General features: G+C 71.0%; 13 protein-coding genes. 6 read left to right on the top strand and 7 right to left on the bottom strand.

Annotated elements, in window-relative coordinates:
• Window positions 1-22: 22 nt before the first annotated feature.
• From ACZ5DC_RS18035 to metH, 3 genes are all read right to left on the bottom strand, one after another.
• Window positions 23-1,627 carry an ABC transporter substrate-binding protein gene (locus ACZ5DC_RS18035; RefSeq protein WP_468653781.1) on the bottom strand — a complete coding sequence of 535 codons (1,605 nt, stop codon included), beginning with the start codon at window positions 1,625-1,627 and terminating at the stop codon, window positions 23-25.
• 433 nt (window positions 1,628-2,060) lie between these two features.
• Window positions 2,061-2,762, bottom strand: a complete 702-nt coding sequence (locus ACZ5DC_RS18030) for an HAD family hydrolase (RefSeq protein WP_366750750.1) — start codon at window positions 2,760-2,762, stop codon at window positions 2,061-2,063.
• Between the two features lie 112 nt (window positions 2,763-2,874).
• Window positions 2,875-6,387, bottom strand: a complete 3,513-nt coding sequence (gene metH, locus ACZ5DC_RS18025) for a methionine synthase (protein WP_468653779.1) — start codon at window positions 6,385-6,387, stop codon at window positions 2,875-2,877.
• Window positions 6,388-6,670: 283 nt separating this feature from the next.
• On the opposite strand from metH, the gene ACZ5DC_RS18020 reads away from it, so the two are divergent.
• The 6 genes from ACZ5DC_RS18020 (at window position 6,671) to ACZ5DC_RS17995 (ending at window position 13,818) form a co-directional block, all read left to right on the top strand.
• Window positions 6,671-7,435 (top strand): IclR family transcriptional regulator, encoded by a 765-nt coding sequence (locus ACZ5DC_RS18020; RefSeq protein WP_366750748.1) that lies wholly within the window; start codon window positions 6,671-6,673, stop codon window positions 7,433-7,435.
• Between the two features lie 360 nt (window positions 7,436-7,795).
• Window positions 7,796-8,590, top strand: coding sequence for an MIP/aquaporin family protein (locus ACZ5DC_RS18015; protein WP_366750747.1), 795 nt, complete (start codon window positions 7,796-7,798; stop codon window positions 8,588-8,590).
• 91 nt (window positions 8,591-8,681) lie between these two features.
• Window positions 8,682-10,220, top strand: coding sequence for a glycerol kinase GlpK (gene glpK / locus ACZ5DC_RS18010; protein WP_468653776.1), 1,539 nt, complete (start codon window positions 8,682-8,684; stop codon window positions 10,218-10,220).
• 48 nt (window positions 10,221-10,268) lie between these two features.
• Window positions 10,269-11,885: a glycerol-3-phosphate dehydrogenase/oxidase gene (locus ACZ5DC_RS18005; protein WP_468653774.1), complete on the top strand. Its 1,617-nt coding sequence runs from the start codon at window positions 10,269-10,271 to the stop codon at window positions 11,883-11,885.
• A gap of 176 nt (window positions 11,886-12,061) precedes the next feature.
• The gene (locus tag ACZ5DC_RS18000) at window positions 12,062-12,733 is read left to right on the top strand and encodes a FadR/GntR family transcriptional regulator (protein ID WP_468653772.1); all 672 of its coding nucleotides are present in this window, start codon (window positions 12,062-12,064) and stop codon (window positions 12,731-12,733) included.
• 164 nt (window positions 12,734-12,897) lie between these two features.
• A complete protein-coding gene (locus tag ACZ5DC_RS17995; RefSeq protein ID WP_468653770.1) occupies window positions 12,898-13,818 on the top strand; it encodes a PAC2 family protein in 921 nt (306 codons plus the stop codon).
• 60 nt (window positions 13,819-13,878) lie between these two features.
• Here the strand turns inward: ACZ5DC_RS17995 and mshC are convergent, their stop codons facing one another.
• The 4 genes from mshC to ACZ5DC_RS17975 all read right to left on the bottom strand — a co-directional run bounded on the left by mshC (window position 13,879) and on the right by ACZ5DC_RS17975 (window position 17,366).
• Entirely contained in the window at window positions 13,879-15,108 is a 1,230-nt protein-coding gene (gene mshC, locus ACZ5DC_RS17990) for a cysteine--1-D-myo-inosityl 2-amino-2-deoxy-alpha-D-glucopyranoside ligase (RefSeq protein ID WP_468653768.1), read from the bottom strand.
• 93 nt (window positions 15,109-15,201) lie between these two features.
• On the bottom strand, window positions 15,202-16,026 hold the full coding sequence (locus ACZ5DC_RS17985) for an SCO1664 family protein (protein WP_366750741.1): 825 nt from the start codon (window positions 16,024-16,026) through the stop codon (window positions 15,202-15,204).
• Window positions 15,990-16,580: a DUF3090 domain-containing protein gene (locus ACZ5DC_RS17980; protein WP_366761227.1), complete on the bottom strand. Its 591-nt coding sequence runs from the start codon at window positions 16,578-16,580 to the stop codon at window positions 15,990-15,992. Before ACZ5DC_RS17980 ends, ACZ5DC_RS17985 begins: the two co-directional genes overlap by 37 nt.
• 99 nt (window positions 16,581-16,679) lie before the next feature.
• Window positions 16,680-17,366, bottom strand: coding sequence for a histidine phosphatase family protein (locus tag ACZ5DC_RS17975; protein WP_468653765.1), 687 nt, complete (start codon window positions 17,364-17,366; stop codon window positions 16,680-16,682).
• Window positions 17,367-17,412 lie beyond the last annotated feature (46 nt).

Raw genomic sequence — 17,412 nt, 5'->3', positions numbered from 1 at the left:
TGACCGGGCGTCAGCCCTCGTGTCAGCCGCTCACACCGCGGCTGAGCTCCCAGAGCTGGAGCGTCGAGGAGGAGTTGAGGGCGTAGGCCACGCCCGTGACGTCGTCCCGCGCGGCGACGTACTGCTTGCCCTGCCACAGCGGCAGGACCGGGACGTCCTCGGCGACGATGTCCTGGATCTGGTTCAGGCTCTTGGAGGCGCTGAGGCGGTCGGCCTCGCGGCGGGACTGCGGGATCAGCGTGTGCCGGATGGTGGCGTTGTTGTACGGCGAGCCGAGGGTGTTGTCCTTGTCCAGGAAGGGCGCGATGAAGCTGTCGGCGTCCGGGAAGTCCGGGAACCAGCCCATGCCGTAGACGTCGTACTGGCCCTTCTGCTCGGCGGGCCGGAAGGTCTTCCAGGGGGCGCCCTGGATGGAGACGTCGAACAGGCCGCTGTCGTTGAGCTGCTTCTGCAGCACCTCGAACTCCTGCTTGGTGGCCGAGCCGTAGTGGTCGGTGGTGTAGTGCAGGGTGAACTTCACCGGGGTGGTGATGCCGGCCTTGGTGAGCAGCGACTTGGCCTTGTCGACGCTGGGGTTGCCGTACTTGTTGAAGAAGGAGTTGGAGTGGCCGGTGACGGTGGCCGGGACGAGCGAGTACAGCGGCTCGGCCTGGGTGCCGTAGACCTTGGAGACCAGCTCGCCGCGGTTGATGAGCTGGGCCATGGCCTGGCGCACGGCCTTGGACTTGACGCTGTCGGCGTCGGTGTTGAAGGCCAGGTAGCGGATCTCCAGGCCGGGCATGTCGACCAGGTCGACGTTCCCGTCGGTGCCGGCGTCCAGCTTCTGGATCTGCGCGGGCGACATGGCGCGGGTCATGACGTCGATGTCACCCTTGTCGATCGCGGCGCCCATGGCGTCGGCGTCGGCGAAGGAGCGCAGCTCGACCTTGTCGTTGTTGACCGTCGCGCTGCCCTTGTAGTTGGGGTTCTTGGTGAAGGTCGCGTCGACGATCGCGTTGTCCTTGACGTCGGCCTTGAAGGTGTACGGGCCGGAACCGTCGATCTCGAAGCCGTCCCGCAGCTTGTCCTTCGCGTAGTCCTTCGGGTTGACGATGCCCGCGACCGGAGTGGACAGCTTGTACGGGAAGGTGGCGTCGGCCGTCTTGAGGTGGAAGATGACCTCGCGCTCGCCCTGCGTCTCGACGGTGTCGATGGTGTTCAGCAGGGCGGCCGGGCCGCCGGCCACGTTGATGCGCAGGGCACGCTCGATGGAGTACTTGACGTCCGCGGCGGTCACCGGGTCGCCGTTCGCGAACTTCAGGCCCTCCCGCAGCTTGCAGGCGTAGCGCTCGCTGCCGCTGTCGGTGAAGGAGCAGCTCTCGGCGGCGTCCGGGACGGGGTCGCCCTCGCCCTTGGGCTGGGCCATCAGGGTCTGCACGGACTGGCGCAGGATGTTCCAGGTGCCGACGTCGTAGGCGAAGGCCGGGTCGAGCGGCGCCGGGGCGTCCTTGGTGGCCGTGAACTGGTCCGTGGTACCGACGACGATGGCGTCACCGCTCTTGCTCCCGCTGTCGGTTCCGCCGCACGCGGCGAGAACCGGGGTGAGCAGGCCGGCCAGCGCCGGCAGCACCAAAGTCTTGCGGTTCATGCGGGAGTTTCTCCAGAGCTGTTCGGGTCCGTGTATCCGGCATGCAGGGGTGAGGCGGCGGATCACGGGGGTTCTCGGCGATGTTCTCGCGACGAGATTAGTCCGCGCCCGCAGCCGGGTTCGCAGCCGCGTGAGTTGACCCCCCATCACGCAGTGGAACCGGCCGCGGACACACCGAAAACCCGACAGCGGCAGGATTAGTGCAGCTTCCCATCAATCGGGACACAAGGTCGCGCGGAAACACCCGGGACGGGCCCGGTCAGCACACTTGGCCCACGTTGTCGAGCCCAGCCGACGTGGGGAACGTCACACAGCCAACTGTGCGGTCAGTCAGCGGAATTCGGCCGCTCCGCCGTCGGCGAATTCCCCTCGGGTGTACTTCCCCGGAAATGTGTCCACAGTCGTCAATGGACTTAACACGCTGGGTGAACGGCTAGCGCATTTCCGTCATCAGGCCCCGCAGAAATGCCAGGTCGACCTCTTCCAGGGAGGAGACGACGGTGCGCCCCTCGGCCGGGCCGATGGGGGCCACGGAGGGGACGGCGACCACGCGGCAGCCCGCGGCCTCGGCGGCGGCGACGCCGGTGGCGGTGTCCTCGACCACCGCGCATCTGGCCGGATCCGCACCGAGTCCGGCGGCGGCGAGCAGGTACGGGTCCGGGAAGGGCTTGGTGCGGGAGACCTCGTCGCCGGCGATGGAGAGGGCGAAGTGGTGCGGCCCGAGCACGGTGAGCACCCGGTCGATGATGCGCCGGTGGGAGGCGGAGACCAGGGCCGTGGGGATGCCGTGCAGGTGCAGTTCGGCGAGCAGCCGGGAGGCGCCCGGCATCAGCGGCAGTGTGCGCCCGATCCGGTCCTCGAAGCCCTCGTTGAGCAGCACGCTGAGTTCCGCGAGGGTGATGTCGGCGCCGGTCGCCTCGATGAGGAAGCCGGCGCTGCGGGTCATGGGGCCGCCGACCACGACGTGCCGCCAGGACTCGTCCAGGGTGTGGCCGAGGGCGGCGAAGACCGCCACCTCGACGTCCCACCAGAAGCCCTCTGTGTCCACCAGGGTGCCGTCCATGTCGAGCAGCACCGCCTGCAGGGCGGAGCCTTCGGCTGTACGGGTTCCGAGCGCGGGGACCGTACTGGTCATCCGGGCGCACCTCCTTGAGGGACGACCAGGCCGGTTCCCGTGCGGGGAACCGGCCTGCGGTGGACCGACCAGTGTACGACGTGTCCGATCAGTCTGCTGGGTGGGACACGCCTCAGCGTGCGTTGAAGTACTTCGCCTCCGGGTGGTGGATCACGATCGCGTCCGTGGACTGCTCCGGGTGGAGCTGGAACTCCTCCGACAGGTGGACGCCGATCCGCTCCGGCCCGAGCAGTTCGGCGATCTTGGCGCGGTCCTCCAGGTCGGGGCAGGCGCCGTAGCCGAGGGAGAAGCGGGCGCCCCGGTACTTCAGGTCGAACATGTCCTCGATGGCGGCCGGGTCCTCGCCGCCGAAGCCGAGCTCGGCGCGCACGCGGGCGTGCCAGTACTCGGCGAGGGCCTCGGCCAGCTGGACGGACAGTCCGTGCAGCTCCAGGTAGTCGCGGTAGGCGTTGGCCTCGAAGAGCTTCGCCGTCTCGGCGCCGATGCGCGAGCCGACGGTGACGACCTGGAAGCCGACGACGTCCGTCTCGCCGGACTCCTCCGGGCGGAAGAAGTCGGCCAGGCACAGGCGCCGGCCGCGCCGCTGGCGCGGGAAGGTGAAGCGGGTGCGCTCGTTGCCCTGCTCGTCCAGGATGATCAGGTCGTCGTCCTTGGACACGCACGGGAAGTAGCCGTGGACGACGGCCGCCTCCAGGAGGTTCTCGGTCTGGAGGCGGTCGAGCAGGCCGCGCAGCCGGGGCCGGCCCTCGGTCTCGACCAGTTCCTCGTACGTCGGGCCCTCGCCGGTGCGGGCCTGCTTCAGGCCCCACTGGCCCTTGAACAGCGCGCCCTCGTCCAGCCAGCTCGCGTACTCCTTGAGCTGGATGCCCTTGACGACCCGGGTGCCCCAGAAGGGCGGCTCGGGGACCGGGTTGTCGGTGGCGACGTCGGAGCGGACGTGGCCCTCCTGCGGGCGCTCCTCGATCTCCACGGCGGCGGCCCGCACCCGGCGCTGCCTGAGCTCGGGCAGCTTCGCCCCGGGCACGCCCCGCTTGACGCCGATGAGGGCGTCCATCAGGCGCAGGCCCTCGAAGGCGTCGCGGGCGTAGCGGACCTCGCCCTCGTAGATCTCGTGCAGGTCCTGTTCGACGTAGGCCCGGGTGAGGGCGGCGCCGCCGAGGATGACCGGGAAGCGGGCGGCGAGGCCGCGCTGGTTCAGCTCCTCCAGGTTCTCCTTCATGATCACCGTGGACTTCACCAGGAGCCCGGACATGCCGATGACGTCGGCCCGGTGCTCCTCGGCCGCCTCCAGGATCGCGGAGACCGGCTGCTTGATGCCCAGGTTGACGACGTTGTAGCCGTTGTTGGACAGGATGATGTCGACGAGGTTCTTGCCGATGTCGTGCACGTCGCCGCGCACGGTCGCGAGGACGATCGTGCCCTTGCCCTCGGCGTCCGACTTCTCCATGTGCGGTTCGAGGTAGGCGACGGCGGCCTTCATGACCTCGGCGGACTGCAGGACGAAGGGCAGCTGCATCTGGCCGGAGCCGAACAGCTCGCCGACGACCTTCATGCCGTCCAGCAGGGTCTCGTTGACGATGTCGAGCGCCGGGCGGTCCTGGAGCGCCTGGTCGAGGTCGGCTTCCAGGCCGTTGCGCTCGCCGTCGATGATGCGGCGCTTGAGCCGCTCCTCCAGGGGCAGCGCGGCCAGTTCCTCGGCCTTGCCGGCCTTCAGGGACTTCGCCGTGGCGCCCTCGAAGAGCTGCATGAGCTTCTGGAGGGGGTCGTAGCCCTCGGCGCGGCGGTCGTAGACCAGGTCGAGGGCGGTGCGGACCTCTTCCTCGCTGAACCGGGCGATCGGCAGGATCTTGGAGGCGTGCACGATCGCCGAGTCCAGCCCGGCCTTGACGCACTCGTCCAGGAAGACGGAGTTCAGCAGGATGCGGGCGGCCGGGTTGAGGCCGAAGGAGATGTTCGACAGGCCCAGCGTGGTCTGCACGGCCGGGTGGCGCCGCTTCAGCTCGCGGATGGCCTCGATGGTGGCGATGCCGTCCTTGCGGGACTCCTCCTGACCGGTGCAGATGGTGAAGGTCAGGGTGTCGATGAGGATGTCCTCCTCGCGGATGCCCCAGTTCCCGGTCAGGTCGTCGATCAGCCGTTCGGCGATCTCCACCTTCTTCTCGGGGGTGCGGGCCTGGCCCTCCTCGTCGATGGTGAGCGCGATCAGCGCGGCGCCGTACTCCCGCGCCAGCCGCGTGACCTTGGCGAACCGGGAGTCGGGGCCGTCGCCGTCCTCGTAGTTCACGGAGTTGATCACCGCGCGGCCGCCGAGCCTCTCCAGGCCGGCCCTGATGACGTCGACCTCGGTGGAGTCCAGGACGATCGGCAGGGTCGAGGCGGTGGCGAAGCGGCCGGCCAGTTCCTCCATGTCGGCGACGCCGTCCCGGCCGACGTAGTCGACGCACAGGTCGAGCATGTGGGCGCCCTCGCGGATCTGCTCCCGGGCCATCTCCACGCAGTCGTCCCAGCGGCCCTCCAGCATGGCCTCGCGGAACTTCTTGGAGCCGTTGGCGTTGGTGCGTTCGCCGATGGCCAGGTACGAGGTGTCCTGCCGGAACGGCACCGACTGGTAGAGGGAGGCGGCGCCCGGCTCGGGGCGCGGCTCGCGCTCGGGCGGGGTCAGGTCCCGCACCCGCTCCACGACCTGGCGCAGGTGCTCGGGGGTGGTGCCGCAGCAGCCGCCGATCAGGGAGAGGCCGTAGTCGCGTACGAAGTTCTCCTGGGCGTCCGCCAGGCCCTCGGCGTCGAGGGGGAAGTGGGCGCCGTCCTTGGTGAGGATGGGCAGGCCGGCGTTGGGCATGCACAGCAGCGGGATGCGGGAGTGCCGGGTGAGGTAGCGCAGGTGCTCGCTCATCTCGGCCGGGCCGGTCGAGCAGTTCAGGCCGATCATGTCGATGCCGAGCGGCTCCAGCGCGGTGAGCGCGGCGCCGATCTCGGAGCCGAGCAGCATGGTGCCGGTGGTCTCGAAGGCCATCGAGACGAGCAGGGGGACCTCGGTGCCGAGGCGCTCCATGGCGCGCCGGGCGCCCAGGACGGACGCCTTGGTCTGGAGCAGGTCCTGGGTGGTCTCGACGATCAGGGCGTCCGCGCCGCCGGTGAGCAGGCCCTCGGCGTTCGCCTGGAAGCCGTCCCGGATGGTGGTGAACCCGATGTGGCCGAGGGTGGGCAGCTTGGTGCCGGGGCCGATGGAGCCGAGGACCCAGCGGGGCCGGCCGTCGCGCGCGGAGAACTCCTCCGCGGTCTCCCGGGCGATGCGGGCGCCGGCCTCGGAGAGTTCGTGGACCCGGTCGGCGATGTCGTACTCCGCCATGGCCGCGTGGTTGGCCCCGAAGGTGTTGGTCTCGACGCAGTCGACGCCCACGGCGAAGTACGCCTCGTGGACGGAGCGGACGATGTCGGGGCGGGTGAGGTTGAGGATCTCGTTGCAGCCTTCGAGGTTCTCGAAGTCCTCGAGGGTGGGCTCCTGCGCCTGGAGCATCGTGCCCATGGCTCCGTCGGCGACCACCACCCGGGTGGCGAGCGCCTCGCGGAGCGCGGACACACGGGTCCGGCTGTCGGCGGAAGGGGACGTTGGCGACGAGGCCATATAAGGGCTCCCTTGGGTGCGACGGCTGTCGGCTATGCGGCTGCCCGGACCGGCCGGGTTGCCGCACGGCGCCAGAGTAACCGGGAGTCGGCTTGGATGGGCACCGGCGTCCACGAGACGGACGCGGTGGCTCGCGTGCCACGCACGGATCACGTCTGATGTAACAGGTGCCGTCCGACCGTTAGCGGGAGGTCGGCATGGACCGGTAGTGTTCGGCATTGCCGAACGGTGATTTTCGCCTGGGCACCGCGGCACGGTCGAAGGGGACGGAGGCAGGACGGCGATGGCACGGAACATCCAGTCGCTCGAACGGGCGGCGGCGATGCTGCGGCTGCTCGCGGGCGGCGAGCGGCGGCTCGGCCTCTCGGACATCGCCTCGTCACTGGGCCTCGCCAAGGGCACCGCCCACGGCATCCTGCGCACCCTCCAGCAGGAGGGGTTCGTGGAGCAGGACGACGCCTCCGGGCGCTACCAGCTGGGCGCGGAGCTGCTGCGCCTCGGCACCACCTACCTCGACGTGCACGAGCTGCGCGCGCGGGCGCTGGTGTGGACCGACGACCTGGCGAGGTCCAGCGGGGAGAGCGTGCACCTGGGCGTCCTGCACCAGCAGGGCGTCCTGATCGTGCACCACGTCTTCCGGCCCGACGACAGCCGGCAGGTGCTGGAGATCGGGGCCATGCAGCCGCTGCACTCCACGGCCCTCGGCAAGGTGCTCTCCGCGTACGACCCGGTCGCGCACAGCGAGGCGCTGGACACCGAGCGGAAGGCCTTCACGGACCGCACGGTGTGCGACGCCGGCGACTTCGAGCACCTCCTGGACGTCACGCGCGCGCGTGGGTACGCGGCCGACGTGGAGGAGACCTGGGAGGGCGTGGCATCGATCGCCGCGCCCATCCACGACCGGCGCCGGATGCCCGTGGGCGCGGTCGGCATCACCGGCGCCGTGGAGCGGCTGTGCCGGGAGGGCGAGCTGCGCCCGGAGCTGATCGCCGCGGTGCGCGACTGCGCCCGCGCGGTCTCCCGCGATCTGGGCGGCGGGCGGTTCTGACCGCGGGCGCGGGCGGGCAACGAACGGAAGAACCGGGACGACCGGGACGCCAGGCGGCGTTCCGGTCGTCGATCTACCCTGAAATCGGCAAAAACGGCTAGATCGTATGTCCGGGCACGAACGTTGATAAGGCGCAGCGATCAATAACGATCCTGTTTTCGATAACAGAACCCTTGACTCACGTGTAACGCCGAAGCGAGACTCCCGTCCATCGGTCGGCATTGTCGAACACCTTCCGGCAATACGCGCTAGAGTGTGACAACGCCAAGGGCCGGCATCGCTCTCATCCCCGAGGGCGCCAGAACCCCCGCTGGGACCGGGGTTCGGCTTACCCCTGGACGAAGGACAAAGGAGTCGCGGGTGTCCAGCTCCGACATCTTCATCGGCGAGACCATCGGTACCGCCATACTCATCCTGCTCGGCGGCGGTGTCTGCGCCGCCGTGACGCTGAAGGCCTCCAAGGCCCGTAACGCCGGCTGGCTCGCCATCGCCTTCGGGTGGGGCTTCGCCGTCATGACGGCCGTGTACATCTCCGGACCGCTGTCCGGCGCCCACCTCAACCCGGCCGTCACCGTCGCCCTCGCCATCAAGGACGGCGACTGGAGCAACGTTCCGACCTACTTCGCCGGCCAGCTGCTCGGCGCGATGATCGGCGCGGCTCTGGTGTGGGTGGCCTACTACGGGCAGTTCTACGCCCACCTGACCGACAAGGAGATCGTCGGCGGTCCGGGCGCGCAGGCCACGGCGGCCAAGGCGGTCGAGGCCGAGGAGCAGGGCGCCGGCCCCGTCCTCGGCATCTTCTCCACCGGTCCGGAGATCCGGAACGTGGTGCAGAACCTCGCCACGGAGATCATCGGCACCGTGGTGCTGATCCTCGCGGTCCTCACCCAGGGCCTGAACGACAAGGGCAACGGCCTCGGCGTCCTCGGCGGTCTGATCACCGCGCTCGTGGTGGTGTCGATCGGTCTGTCGCTCGGCGGCCCGACGGGCTACGCGATCAACCCGGCCCGCGACCTGGGCCCGCGCATCGTGCACGCGCTGCTGCCGCTGCCCAACAAGGGCGGTTCCGACTGGAGCTACGCCTGGATCCCGGTGGTCGGCCCGCTGATCGGCGGCGCCATCGGTGCAGGCATCTACAACGTCGCCTTCGCCTGAGAAGCCTCGTGAGAAGCCCGACCAAGCACCGAGGCTTCGCGCACGCGCCGTACGTTCAGCCCCCTCACCACGGACCTTCCAGGAGCACACAGTGACCGACGCCCACACCGCAGGCCCCTTCATCGCGGCGATCGACCAGGGCACGACCTCCTCTCGCTGCATCGTCTTCGACCGGGACGGCCGCATCGTCTCCGTCGACCAGAAGGAGCACGAGCAGATCTTCCCCAAGCCGGGCTGGGTCGAGCACAACGCCAACGAGATCTGGACCAACGTCCAGGAAGTCGTCGCCGGCGCCGTCGCCAAGGCCGGCATCACCCGGGACGACATCAAGGCCATCGGCATCACCAACCAGCGCGAGACCACCGTGCTGTGGGACAAGAACACCGGCGAGCCCGTCCACAACGCCATCGTCTGGCAGGACACCCGCACCGACGCGCTCTGCAGGGAGCTGGCCCGCAACGTCGGCCAGGACCGCTTCCGCCGCGAGACGGGCCTGCCGCTGGCCTCCTACTTCGCCGGGCCCAAGGCCCGCTGGCTGCTCGACCACGTCGACGGCCTGCAGGAGCGCGCCGAGGCCGGCGACATCCTCTTCGGCACCATGGACAGCTGGGTCATCTGGAACCTGACCGGCGGTGTCAACGGCGGCAAGCACGTCACCGACGTCACCAACGCCTCCCGCACCCTCCTGATGAACCTGCACACGATGCAGTGGGACGAGAGGATCTGCGAGTCCATCGGCGTGCCGATGCAGATCCTGCCCGAGATCCGCTCCTCCGCCGAGGTCTACGGCGAGATCACGGGCGGCAAGCTCGGCGAGCTGCTCGGCGGCATCCCGGTCGCCTCCGCGCTCGGCGACCAGCAGGCGGCCCTGTTCGGCCAGACCTGCTTCTCCGAGGGCGAGACCAAGTCGACCTACGGCACCGGCACCTTCATGGTGATGAACACCGGCAGCAAGATCATCAACTCCTACGCCGGTCTGCTGACCACCGTCGGCTACAAGATCGGCGACGAGCCGACGGTCTACGCCCTGGAGGGCTCGATCGCCGTCACCGGCTCGCTGGTGCAGTGGATGCGCGACCAGATGGGCCTGATCTCCACCGCGGCCGAGATCGAGACGCTCGCGCTCTCGGTCGAGGACAACGGCGGCGCCTACTTCGTGCCGGCCTTCTCCGGCCTGTTCGCCCCGCACTGGCGCTCCGACGCCCGCGGTGTGATCGCCGGCCTGACCCGGTACGTGACCAAGGCGCACCTCGCGCGCGCCGTCCTGGAGGCCACCGCCTGGCAGACCCGGGAGATCGCCGACGCCATGGTCAAGGACTCCGGCGACGAGCTGGTGACCCTGAAGGTCGACGGCGGCATGACCGCCAACAACCTGCTGATGCAGACCCTCGCGGACGTCCTCGACGCACCGGTGGTGCGCCCGATGGTCGCCGAGACCACCTGCCTCGGCGCCGCCTACGCCGCCGGTCTCGCCGTCGGCTTCTGGAACAGCACCGACGACCTGCGCGCCAACTGGCGCCGGGCCGCCGAGTGGACCCCCCGCATGGACGCGGAGACCCGCGACCGTGAGTACAAGAACTGGCTCAAGGCCGTCGACCGGACCATGGGCTGGCTCGAAGACGAGAGCTGAGCGGCCCTTCCCGGCTCAGCCATCTCTGACGAGGAGTAAGTACCCGACATGACCAGTCAGTCCACCCTGCAGACCGTGCCCGCCCTGGGGACGCACCCGGCCTCCGGCTCCAACCCGAGCCGGGCCGAGACCAGGGAGCAGCTCGCCAAGGCGTCGTACGACCTTCTTGTGATCGGCGGCGGCATCCTGGGCATCTCCACCGCCTGGCACGCCGCTCAGTCCGGGCTCAGGGTGGCGCTGGTCGACGCCGGCGACTTCGCCGGCGCCACCTCCTCCGCCTCCTCCAAGCTGCTCCACGGCGGTCTGCGCTACCTGCAGACCGGCGCGGTGAAGCTGGTGGCGGAGAACCACTTCGAGCGCCGTGCGGTCTCCCGCCAGGTGGCCCCCCACCTGGCGAACCCGCTCACCTTCTACCTCCCCGTGTACAAGGGCGGCCCGCACGGCGCGGCGAAGCTCGGCGCGGGCGTCTTCGCCTACTCCGCGCTCTCCGCGTTCGGCGACGGCGTCGGCCACCTGCTCTCCCCCGCCAAGGCGGCGCAGGACGTGCCCGAGCTGCGCACCGAGAACCTCAAGGCCGTGGCCGTCTACGGCGACGACCAGATGAACGACGCCCGGATGGCGCTGATGACGGTCCGCGCGGCCGTCGAGGCGGGCGCGGTCGTCCTCAACCACGCCGAGGTCACCGGGCTGCGCTTCACCAGGGGCCGGGTCACCGGCGCCGACCTCAGGGACCGGCTGTCCGGCGAGGAGTTCGGCGTCAACGCCCGCCTGGTGCTGAACGCGACCGGCCCCTGGGTCGACCACCTGCGCCGGATGGAGGACCCGGGCGCGGCGCCGTCCATCCGTCTGTCCAAGGGCGCGCACCTGGTCCTGAAGCGGACGTCTCCGTGGAAGGCCGCGCTCGCGACCCCCATCGACAAGTACCGCATCACCTTCGCCCTCCCCTGGGAGGACATGCTGCTGCTCGGCACCACCGACGAGGAGTACGAGGGCGACCCCGCGGACGTCGCGGTCAACGAGAAGGACATAGCCCAGATCCTGGACGAGGCCGCGTTCTCCGTCCGGGACCAGCAGCTCCAGCGCGACCTCATCACCTACGCGTTCGCCGGTCTGCGGGTGCTGCCGGGCGGTCCCGGCGACACCGCCAAGGCCAAGCGCGAGACCGTGGTGACCGAGGGCAAGGGCGGCATGCTGTCCGTCGCGGGCGGCAAGTGGACGACGTTCCGCCACATCGGCCGGACGATCATGAAGAAGCTGGAGGCGCTGCCGGGTCACCCGCTCGGCGACGACTTCGAGCCGATCTCCTCGCTGCCGAAGAAGCTGCCGCTGCCCGGTGTCGCCAACCCGCGCGCGGTCGCCCACCGGCTGCTGGTCGACGGCCCGGCCCCGGGTCCGCGCATGGCCGCCGACACCGCCAGGCACCTGGCCACCCACTACGGCTCCCTGGCCTTCGACATCGCCCGCCTGGCGAACGAGAGCCCGGAGCTGGCCGAGCGCGTCCACCCCGACGCCCCGGAGATCTGGGCACAGGTCGTCTGGGCCCGTGACCACGAGTGGGCCGAGACGCCGGACGACGTGCTGCGCCGCCGCACCACGCTGACCATCCGGGGCCTGGCCACGGACGAGGTCCGCGCCAAGGTCCAGGACCTGCTGGACGGGAAGTAGCGAGCGGGCGCGCACGATCCGGCGCGCCGCGAGGGGCGGCCCCTGCCGACGGGGCCGCCCCTTCCGCTTCCCCGCGCCCCGGAACGCGCTCCGCGCCCCGGAACACGCTCCGCGCCCCGCCGGCACCGCCGCATAATGTGCTGACATCCGATGTCTGGGGCGACAGGAGGCCGGCCGTGGCAGTCACCGACGAGGCGATCGAGAAGATCAAGGGCATGATCGTCTCCGGTGCGCTGCGCCCGGGCGACCGGCTGCCGAAGGAGAGCGAGCTCGCCGCCGAGCTGGGCCTGTCCCGCAACTCCCTGCGGGAGGCCGTGCGCGCGCTGTCGCTGATCCGGATCCTCGACGTACGGCAGGGCGACGGCACCTACGTCACCAGTCTCGACCCCCAGCTCCTGCTGGAGGCGATGAGCTTCGTCGTGGACTTCCACCGCGACGACACGGTGCTGGAGTTCCTGGCGGTGCGCCGCATCCTGGAGCCGGCCGCGACCGCGCTGGCGGCCCCCCGGATCGATGCCGGGCGACTGGACGCGCTGGAGGCCCAGTTGGACGCGCTGGGCGCGGAGCCGTCGGTGGAGCAGCTGGTCGCGGCCGACCTGGAGTTCCACCGCGGCATCGTGCAGAGCGCCGGGAACTCGGTGCTGTGCTCCCTGCTGGACGGGCTGTCGGGGCCCACCACGCGGGCCCGGATCTGGCGGGGGCTCACCCAGGAGGACGCCGTCGGCCGCACCCTGCGCGAGCACCGGGCGATCCTGGGCGCGCTGCGCGACCGGGACGCGGAGGCGGCGCGCTCCTGGGCGACCGTGCACATCGCGAGCGTGGAGCAGTGGCTGCGGTCCACGCTGTGAGCCTGCGGGCGGCCGGCTCCGGGAGTTGGCTGCTCGCGCGTGTTCCGCGGTGGTGAACGGGGCAGTGATCCGTTCACTCCCCCACGCAAGGGGGCTGCGGGCGCCCCCGCCGGACGCCGTAAGGTTGGTGAGTCAAGCGAGGGCACGTCGGAAGGAGGCACTGGGTGATCGAGCTGGAGGGGGTTCCCGAGCTGATCGACCCAGTCATGGTGGCCGCGTTCGAGGGCTGGAACGATGCCGGCGACGCCGCCTCCACGGCGGTCGCGCATCTGGAACGCGAATGGAAGGGCGAGGTGTTCGCGGCGCTGGACGCCGAGGACTACTACGACTTCCAGGTGAACCGCCCCACGGTGTTCATGGACGGCGGTGTGCGCAAGATCACGTGGCCGACGACGAGGTTGTCGGTGGTCCGCGTCGGCGGTGACAAGCCGCGCGACCTGGTGCTGGTCCGGGGCATCGAACCGTCCATGCGCTGGCGTTCGTTCTGCAACGAGCTGCTGGGCTTCGCGCACGAGCTGGGCGTGGAGCTGGTGGTCATCCTGGGCGCCCTGCTCGGGGACACCCCGCACACGCGTCCGGTGCCGGTCAGCGGGGTCACGTCCGATCCGGACCTGGCCCGCCGGATGGACCTGGAGGAGACCAAGTACGAGGGGCCGACGGGCATCGTCGGCGTCCTGCAGGAGGCGTGCACGCACGCGGGCGTCCCGGCGGTGTCGCTGTGGGCGGCCGTACCGCACTACGTCTCCCAGCCGCCCAACCCCAAGGCGACGCTGGCACTGCTCAACCGCCTGGAGGACCTGCTCGACCTGCGCGTCCCGCAGGGCGAGCTGCCCGAGGACGCGCGGGCCTGGCAGGTGGGCGTGGACCAGCTCGCCGCCGAGGACAGCGAGGTCGCCGAGTACGTGCAGACGCTGGAGGAGGCCCGGGACACCGCGGAGCTGCCGGAGGCGTCCGGTGAGGCGATCGCCCGCGAGTTCGAGCGGTACCTGCGCCGCCGGGACGTGGGCCCTCCGGGCGGCAAGCCGAGGCCCCCGGCGGCCGGGGGCGTGCCCAAGGACGAGGACGAGGACAACCCGGACGACTGAGGGCACGGCGAAGGGGCGGTTCCCGCGCGGGAACCGCCCCTTCGCCGTGCCCGACGGTGCTTAGAGGGCCACCCCGAGCAGCGCGTCCACCGTGCGCGACACCAGGCCGGGGGCGCCGGTGTCGGTGCCGCCCTCCTGCTCCTGGCGGGCCGCCCAGCGGTCGACGGCGGCGAGGGCGCCGGGGGCGTCCAGGTCGTTCGCCAGTGCCTCGCGGACCTCTTCCACCAGCGCGTCGGCGGAGGGGCCGTCGGGGCGGGAGACGGCAGCGCGCCAGCGGCCGAGGCGGGCGACGGCGTCCTGGAGGACCTGGTCGGCCCACTCCCAGTCGGCGCGGTAGTGGTGGGAGAGCAGCGCGAGGCGGATCGCGGCCGGGTCGACGCCGTCTCGGCGCAGCGCCGAGACGAAGACCAGGTTGCCCCGGGACTTCGACATCTTCTCGCCGTCCAGGGCGACCATGCCGGCGTGCACGTACGCCGTGGCCATCGGGAACTCGCCGGTGAGCACCTGGGCGTGCGAGGCGCCCATCTCGTGGTGCGGGAAGGCGAGGTCGGAGCCGCCGCCCTGGACGTCGAAGCCCATCCCGAGGTGGTCGAGGGCGATGGCCACGCACTCGATGTGCCAGCCGGGCCGGCCCCGGCCGAGGGAGCCGCCGTCCCAGCTGGGCTCGCCGGGCCGGGCCGCCATCCACAGCAGCGGGTCGACCGGGTTCTTCTTGCCCGGCCGGTCCGGGTCGCCACCGCGCTCGGCGGACAGCAGCCGCATGGCGGCGGCGTCCAGGTTCGACACCTTGCCGAAGTTCGGGTCGGACTCGACGGAGAAGTAGACGTCACCCTCCAGCTCGTAGGCAGCGCCGAGGTCGCGCAGCCGCTCCACGAGCGGGACGATGCCGGGTATCGCCTCGACGGCGCCTATGTAGTGCCGCGGCGGGAGCATCCGCAGGGCGGTCATGTCCTCGCGGAAGAGGGCGGTCTCCTTCTCGGCGAGGGCGACCCAGTCGACGCCGTCCCGGTCCGCCCGCTCCAGCAGCGGATCGTCGACGTCGGTGACGTTCTGGACGTAGTGGACCTGCCGCTTGGTGTCGAGCCACACGCGCTGAACCAGGTCGAACGCGTTGTAGGTCGCCGCGTGACCCATGTGGGTCGCGTCGTACGGCGTGATGCCGCAGACGTAGATGCGGGCGACGGGACCGGGGTCGAGGGTGACCAGGCCGCCGGTCGCGGTGTCGTGGATCCTCAGGTCGCGGCCCTGACCAGGCAGGGCGGGGACCTCGGAAGCGGGCCAGGCATGCATGTACATGAGCCTAACCGGCGCCGAGCTGCGGATACGAATGGGATCCGGCTGGATGGCCGGTTCCGCGGTCTTGTGCCTCGGCGCCGGATGTGCTCACACGGGCGGCCAGGGGATGGCGGGCCACTCCCCGCTCGGCTCCGGATGCACGCCCGCGGTGAGCAGCGCGTCGACACGCGCGCGCGTGGCGTCGATCTCGGCCGCCGTGATCAGTGCGGCCAGCCGGCGGCCCAGCTCGCCCCCCAGGCCGTCCCGCAGCCCCTTGAGGACGTCGACGGCCTCCGGGGTGAGGGGCTCCCCGGCCCATCCCCACAGCAGGGTGCGCAGCTTGTTCTCGACGTTGAAGGTGACGCCGTGGTCGATGCCGTAGAGGCCGCCCCCGGCGGTGGGCAGCAGATGGCCGCCCTTGCGGTCGGCGTTGTTGATCACCGCGTCCAGGACGGCGAGCCGGCGCAGCCGCTCGTCGTCGGCGTGCACCAGCAGGGCGGTGCGCCCCTCGCCGACCTCGGCGAACCCGATCGCCTTCCAGCCCGGCTCCGGCTCCTCGCCGTCGACCAGGGCGAGCAGCTCCGCCTCGGGCTGGACGTCGATCCACAGCTGGCACATGCCCTCGCCGTACGGCCCGTCACGCAGCACGGTCGGCGGTACGAGCCCCCAGCCGGTGGCCTCGGAGACCTCGTAGGCGGCCACCTCGCGGCCCGCGAGGGTGCCGTCGGGGAAGTCCCACAGGGGGCGCTCCCCGGCCACCGGCTTGTACACGCAGGAGGCTTCCCGGCCGTCCAGGGCGACCGTGCAGAACAACGCCGCGTTGGACGCCTCGCGGATCCGGCCGCGTACGGTCAGCTCGCCCCGCGCGAGCAGTTCGGCGGGGTTCGGATCGGCCGTCACGCTCCGCGGCGGTATCCGTTCTGGCGCGGACATACGTGTCCTTCCGGATCGAGCGGGAGGCTGCACAGCGGGCACGGTGGCCGCCCGGCGTTGACGATGTCGAGGGCGCGCTTGGCGAAGGCCCGGGCCTGCGCGCCGGTCAGCCGGACCCGCAGCATCGGGGGTCCGTTCTCCTCGTCCTGGAGCAACCGCTCCTCGGCCTCGGCCAGGTCCTCCTCGGTGTCGGCCTCCAGCTCCACCAGGGCCTGCGCCTCGACGATCATGCGCTGGTCCTCGCCGTCCCAGGCCAGGGCCATGGTGCCGACGCGGAACTCCTCCTCGACGGGGGTCTCCAGCGGCGCCGTGTCGGCGATCTCGGAGGGGGCCACGGCGGGGACCGCGGCGCTGCCGCCACTACGGCGTACGACCTCGTCGAGCAGTTCGTCCATGCGCTCGGCGAGCGCGGCGACCTGGGTCTTCTCCAGGACCACACTGGTCACCCGGGGGCCTGCCGTGGCCTGGAGGAAGAAGGTACGGCGCCCGGGCAGTCCGACCGTGCCGGCCACGAAGCGGTCCGGCTGGTCGTAGAGGAACACCTGACGGGACACGTCCTGTCTCCATTGATGTCGTGGTTTCGAGCGGTTCGGCGGTGCGGGCCGTGGGGACACGCGGCGGGGTGGATCGCTTCACCCTACTGCGGCCGACGATCACGGTGCGCCCGCACCACCCCCGACCGGTGCGTCGCCCTCACCGGGTTCCTCGCGCGGGGCGAGCGAAGCGAAGTCCCCGGTGTCGCCGAGGCGGACGAGGAAGGGCCGCAGGCGGGTGTAGCGGATGGCGGTGACGGAGCAGGGCTCCACGGAGATGCGCTGGAAGAGGTCCAGGTGAAGACCGAGGGCGTCGGCGACGAGCGACTTGATGATGTCGCCGTGGGAGCACATCAGGTAGACGGCGTCGGCGCCGTGCTCGCGCTCCACGCGCGCGTTCCACTCGCGTACGGCCTCGGCGGCCCGGGTCTGCATGGCCCGCATGGACTCCCCGCCGGGGAAGGCGGCGGCGGACGGGTGGGCCTGGACGACCTCCATCAGCGGCTCGTCCTTCAGCTCCGCGAGCTTGCGGCCCGACCAGTCGCCGTAGTCGCACTCCGCGATCCGCTCCTCGGTGTGGACGGGCAGGCCGGGGCGGGCCTCCAGCAGCGGCTGTACGGTCTCCTGGCAGCGTTGGAGCGGGCTGGTGACGACCTCGGCGAGCGGCAGGCCGGCGAGCCGTGCGGGCAGCGCGGCGGCCTGAGCGGCGCCGCGCTCGTCCAGGGCGACGCCGGGCGCCCGCCCGGCGAGCACACCCGAGGTGTTGGCTGTGGAACGTCCGTGCCTGACGAGGATCAGCGTGGGCATGCGGACCAGGGTAGGCGCATGCGGGTGTGCGCCGGCGGCTGGGCGA

The sequence above is a fragment of the Streptomyces sp. NPDC031445 genome (assembly GCF_055581365.1).
The sequence above is the reverse complement of the archived record's forward strand: the minus strand, read 5'-3'. Positions and strand labels throughout refer to the sequence as shown.

Bases quoted from the DNA above. Each gene is read 5' to 3' on its own strand.
- ACZ5DC_RS18035 (WP_468653781.1), bottom strand. From the start codon at position 1,627: ATGAACCGCAAGACTTTGGTGCTGCCGGCGCTGGCCGGCCTGCTCACC.
- ACZ5DC_RS18030 (WP_366750750.1), bottom strand. From the start codon at position 2,762: ATGACCAGTACGGTCCCCGCGCTCGGAACCCGTACAGCCGAAGGCTCC.
- metH (WP_468653779.1), bottom strand. From the start codon at position 6,387: ATGGCCTCGTCGCCAACGTCCCCTTCCGCCGACAGCCGGACCCGTGTG.
- ACZ5DC_RS18020 (WP_366750748.1), top strand. From the start codon at position 6,671: ATGGCACGGAACATCCAGTCGCTCGAACGGGCGGCGGCGATGCTGCGG.
- ACZ5DC_RS18005 (WP_468653774.1), top strand. From the start codon at position 10,269: ATGACCAGTCAGTCCACCCTGCAGACCGTGCCCGCCCTGGGGACGCAC.
- mshC (WP_468653768.1), bottom strand. From the start codon at position 15,108: ATGCATGCCTGGCCCGCTTCCGAGGTCCCCGCCCTGCCTGGTCAGGGC.
- ACZ5DC_RS17985 (WP_366750741.1), bottom strand. From the start codon at position 16,026: ATGTCCGCGCCAGAACGGATACCGCCGCGGAGCGTGACGGCCGATCCG.
- ACZ5DC_RS17975 (WP_468653765.1), bottom strand. From the start codon at position 17,366: ATGCCCACGCTGATCCTCGTCAGGCACGGACGTTCCACAGCCAACACC.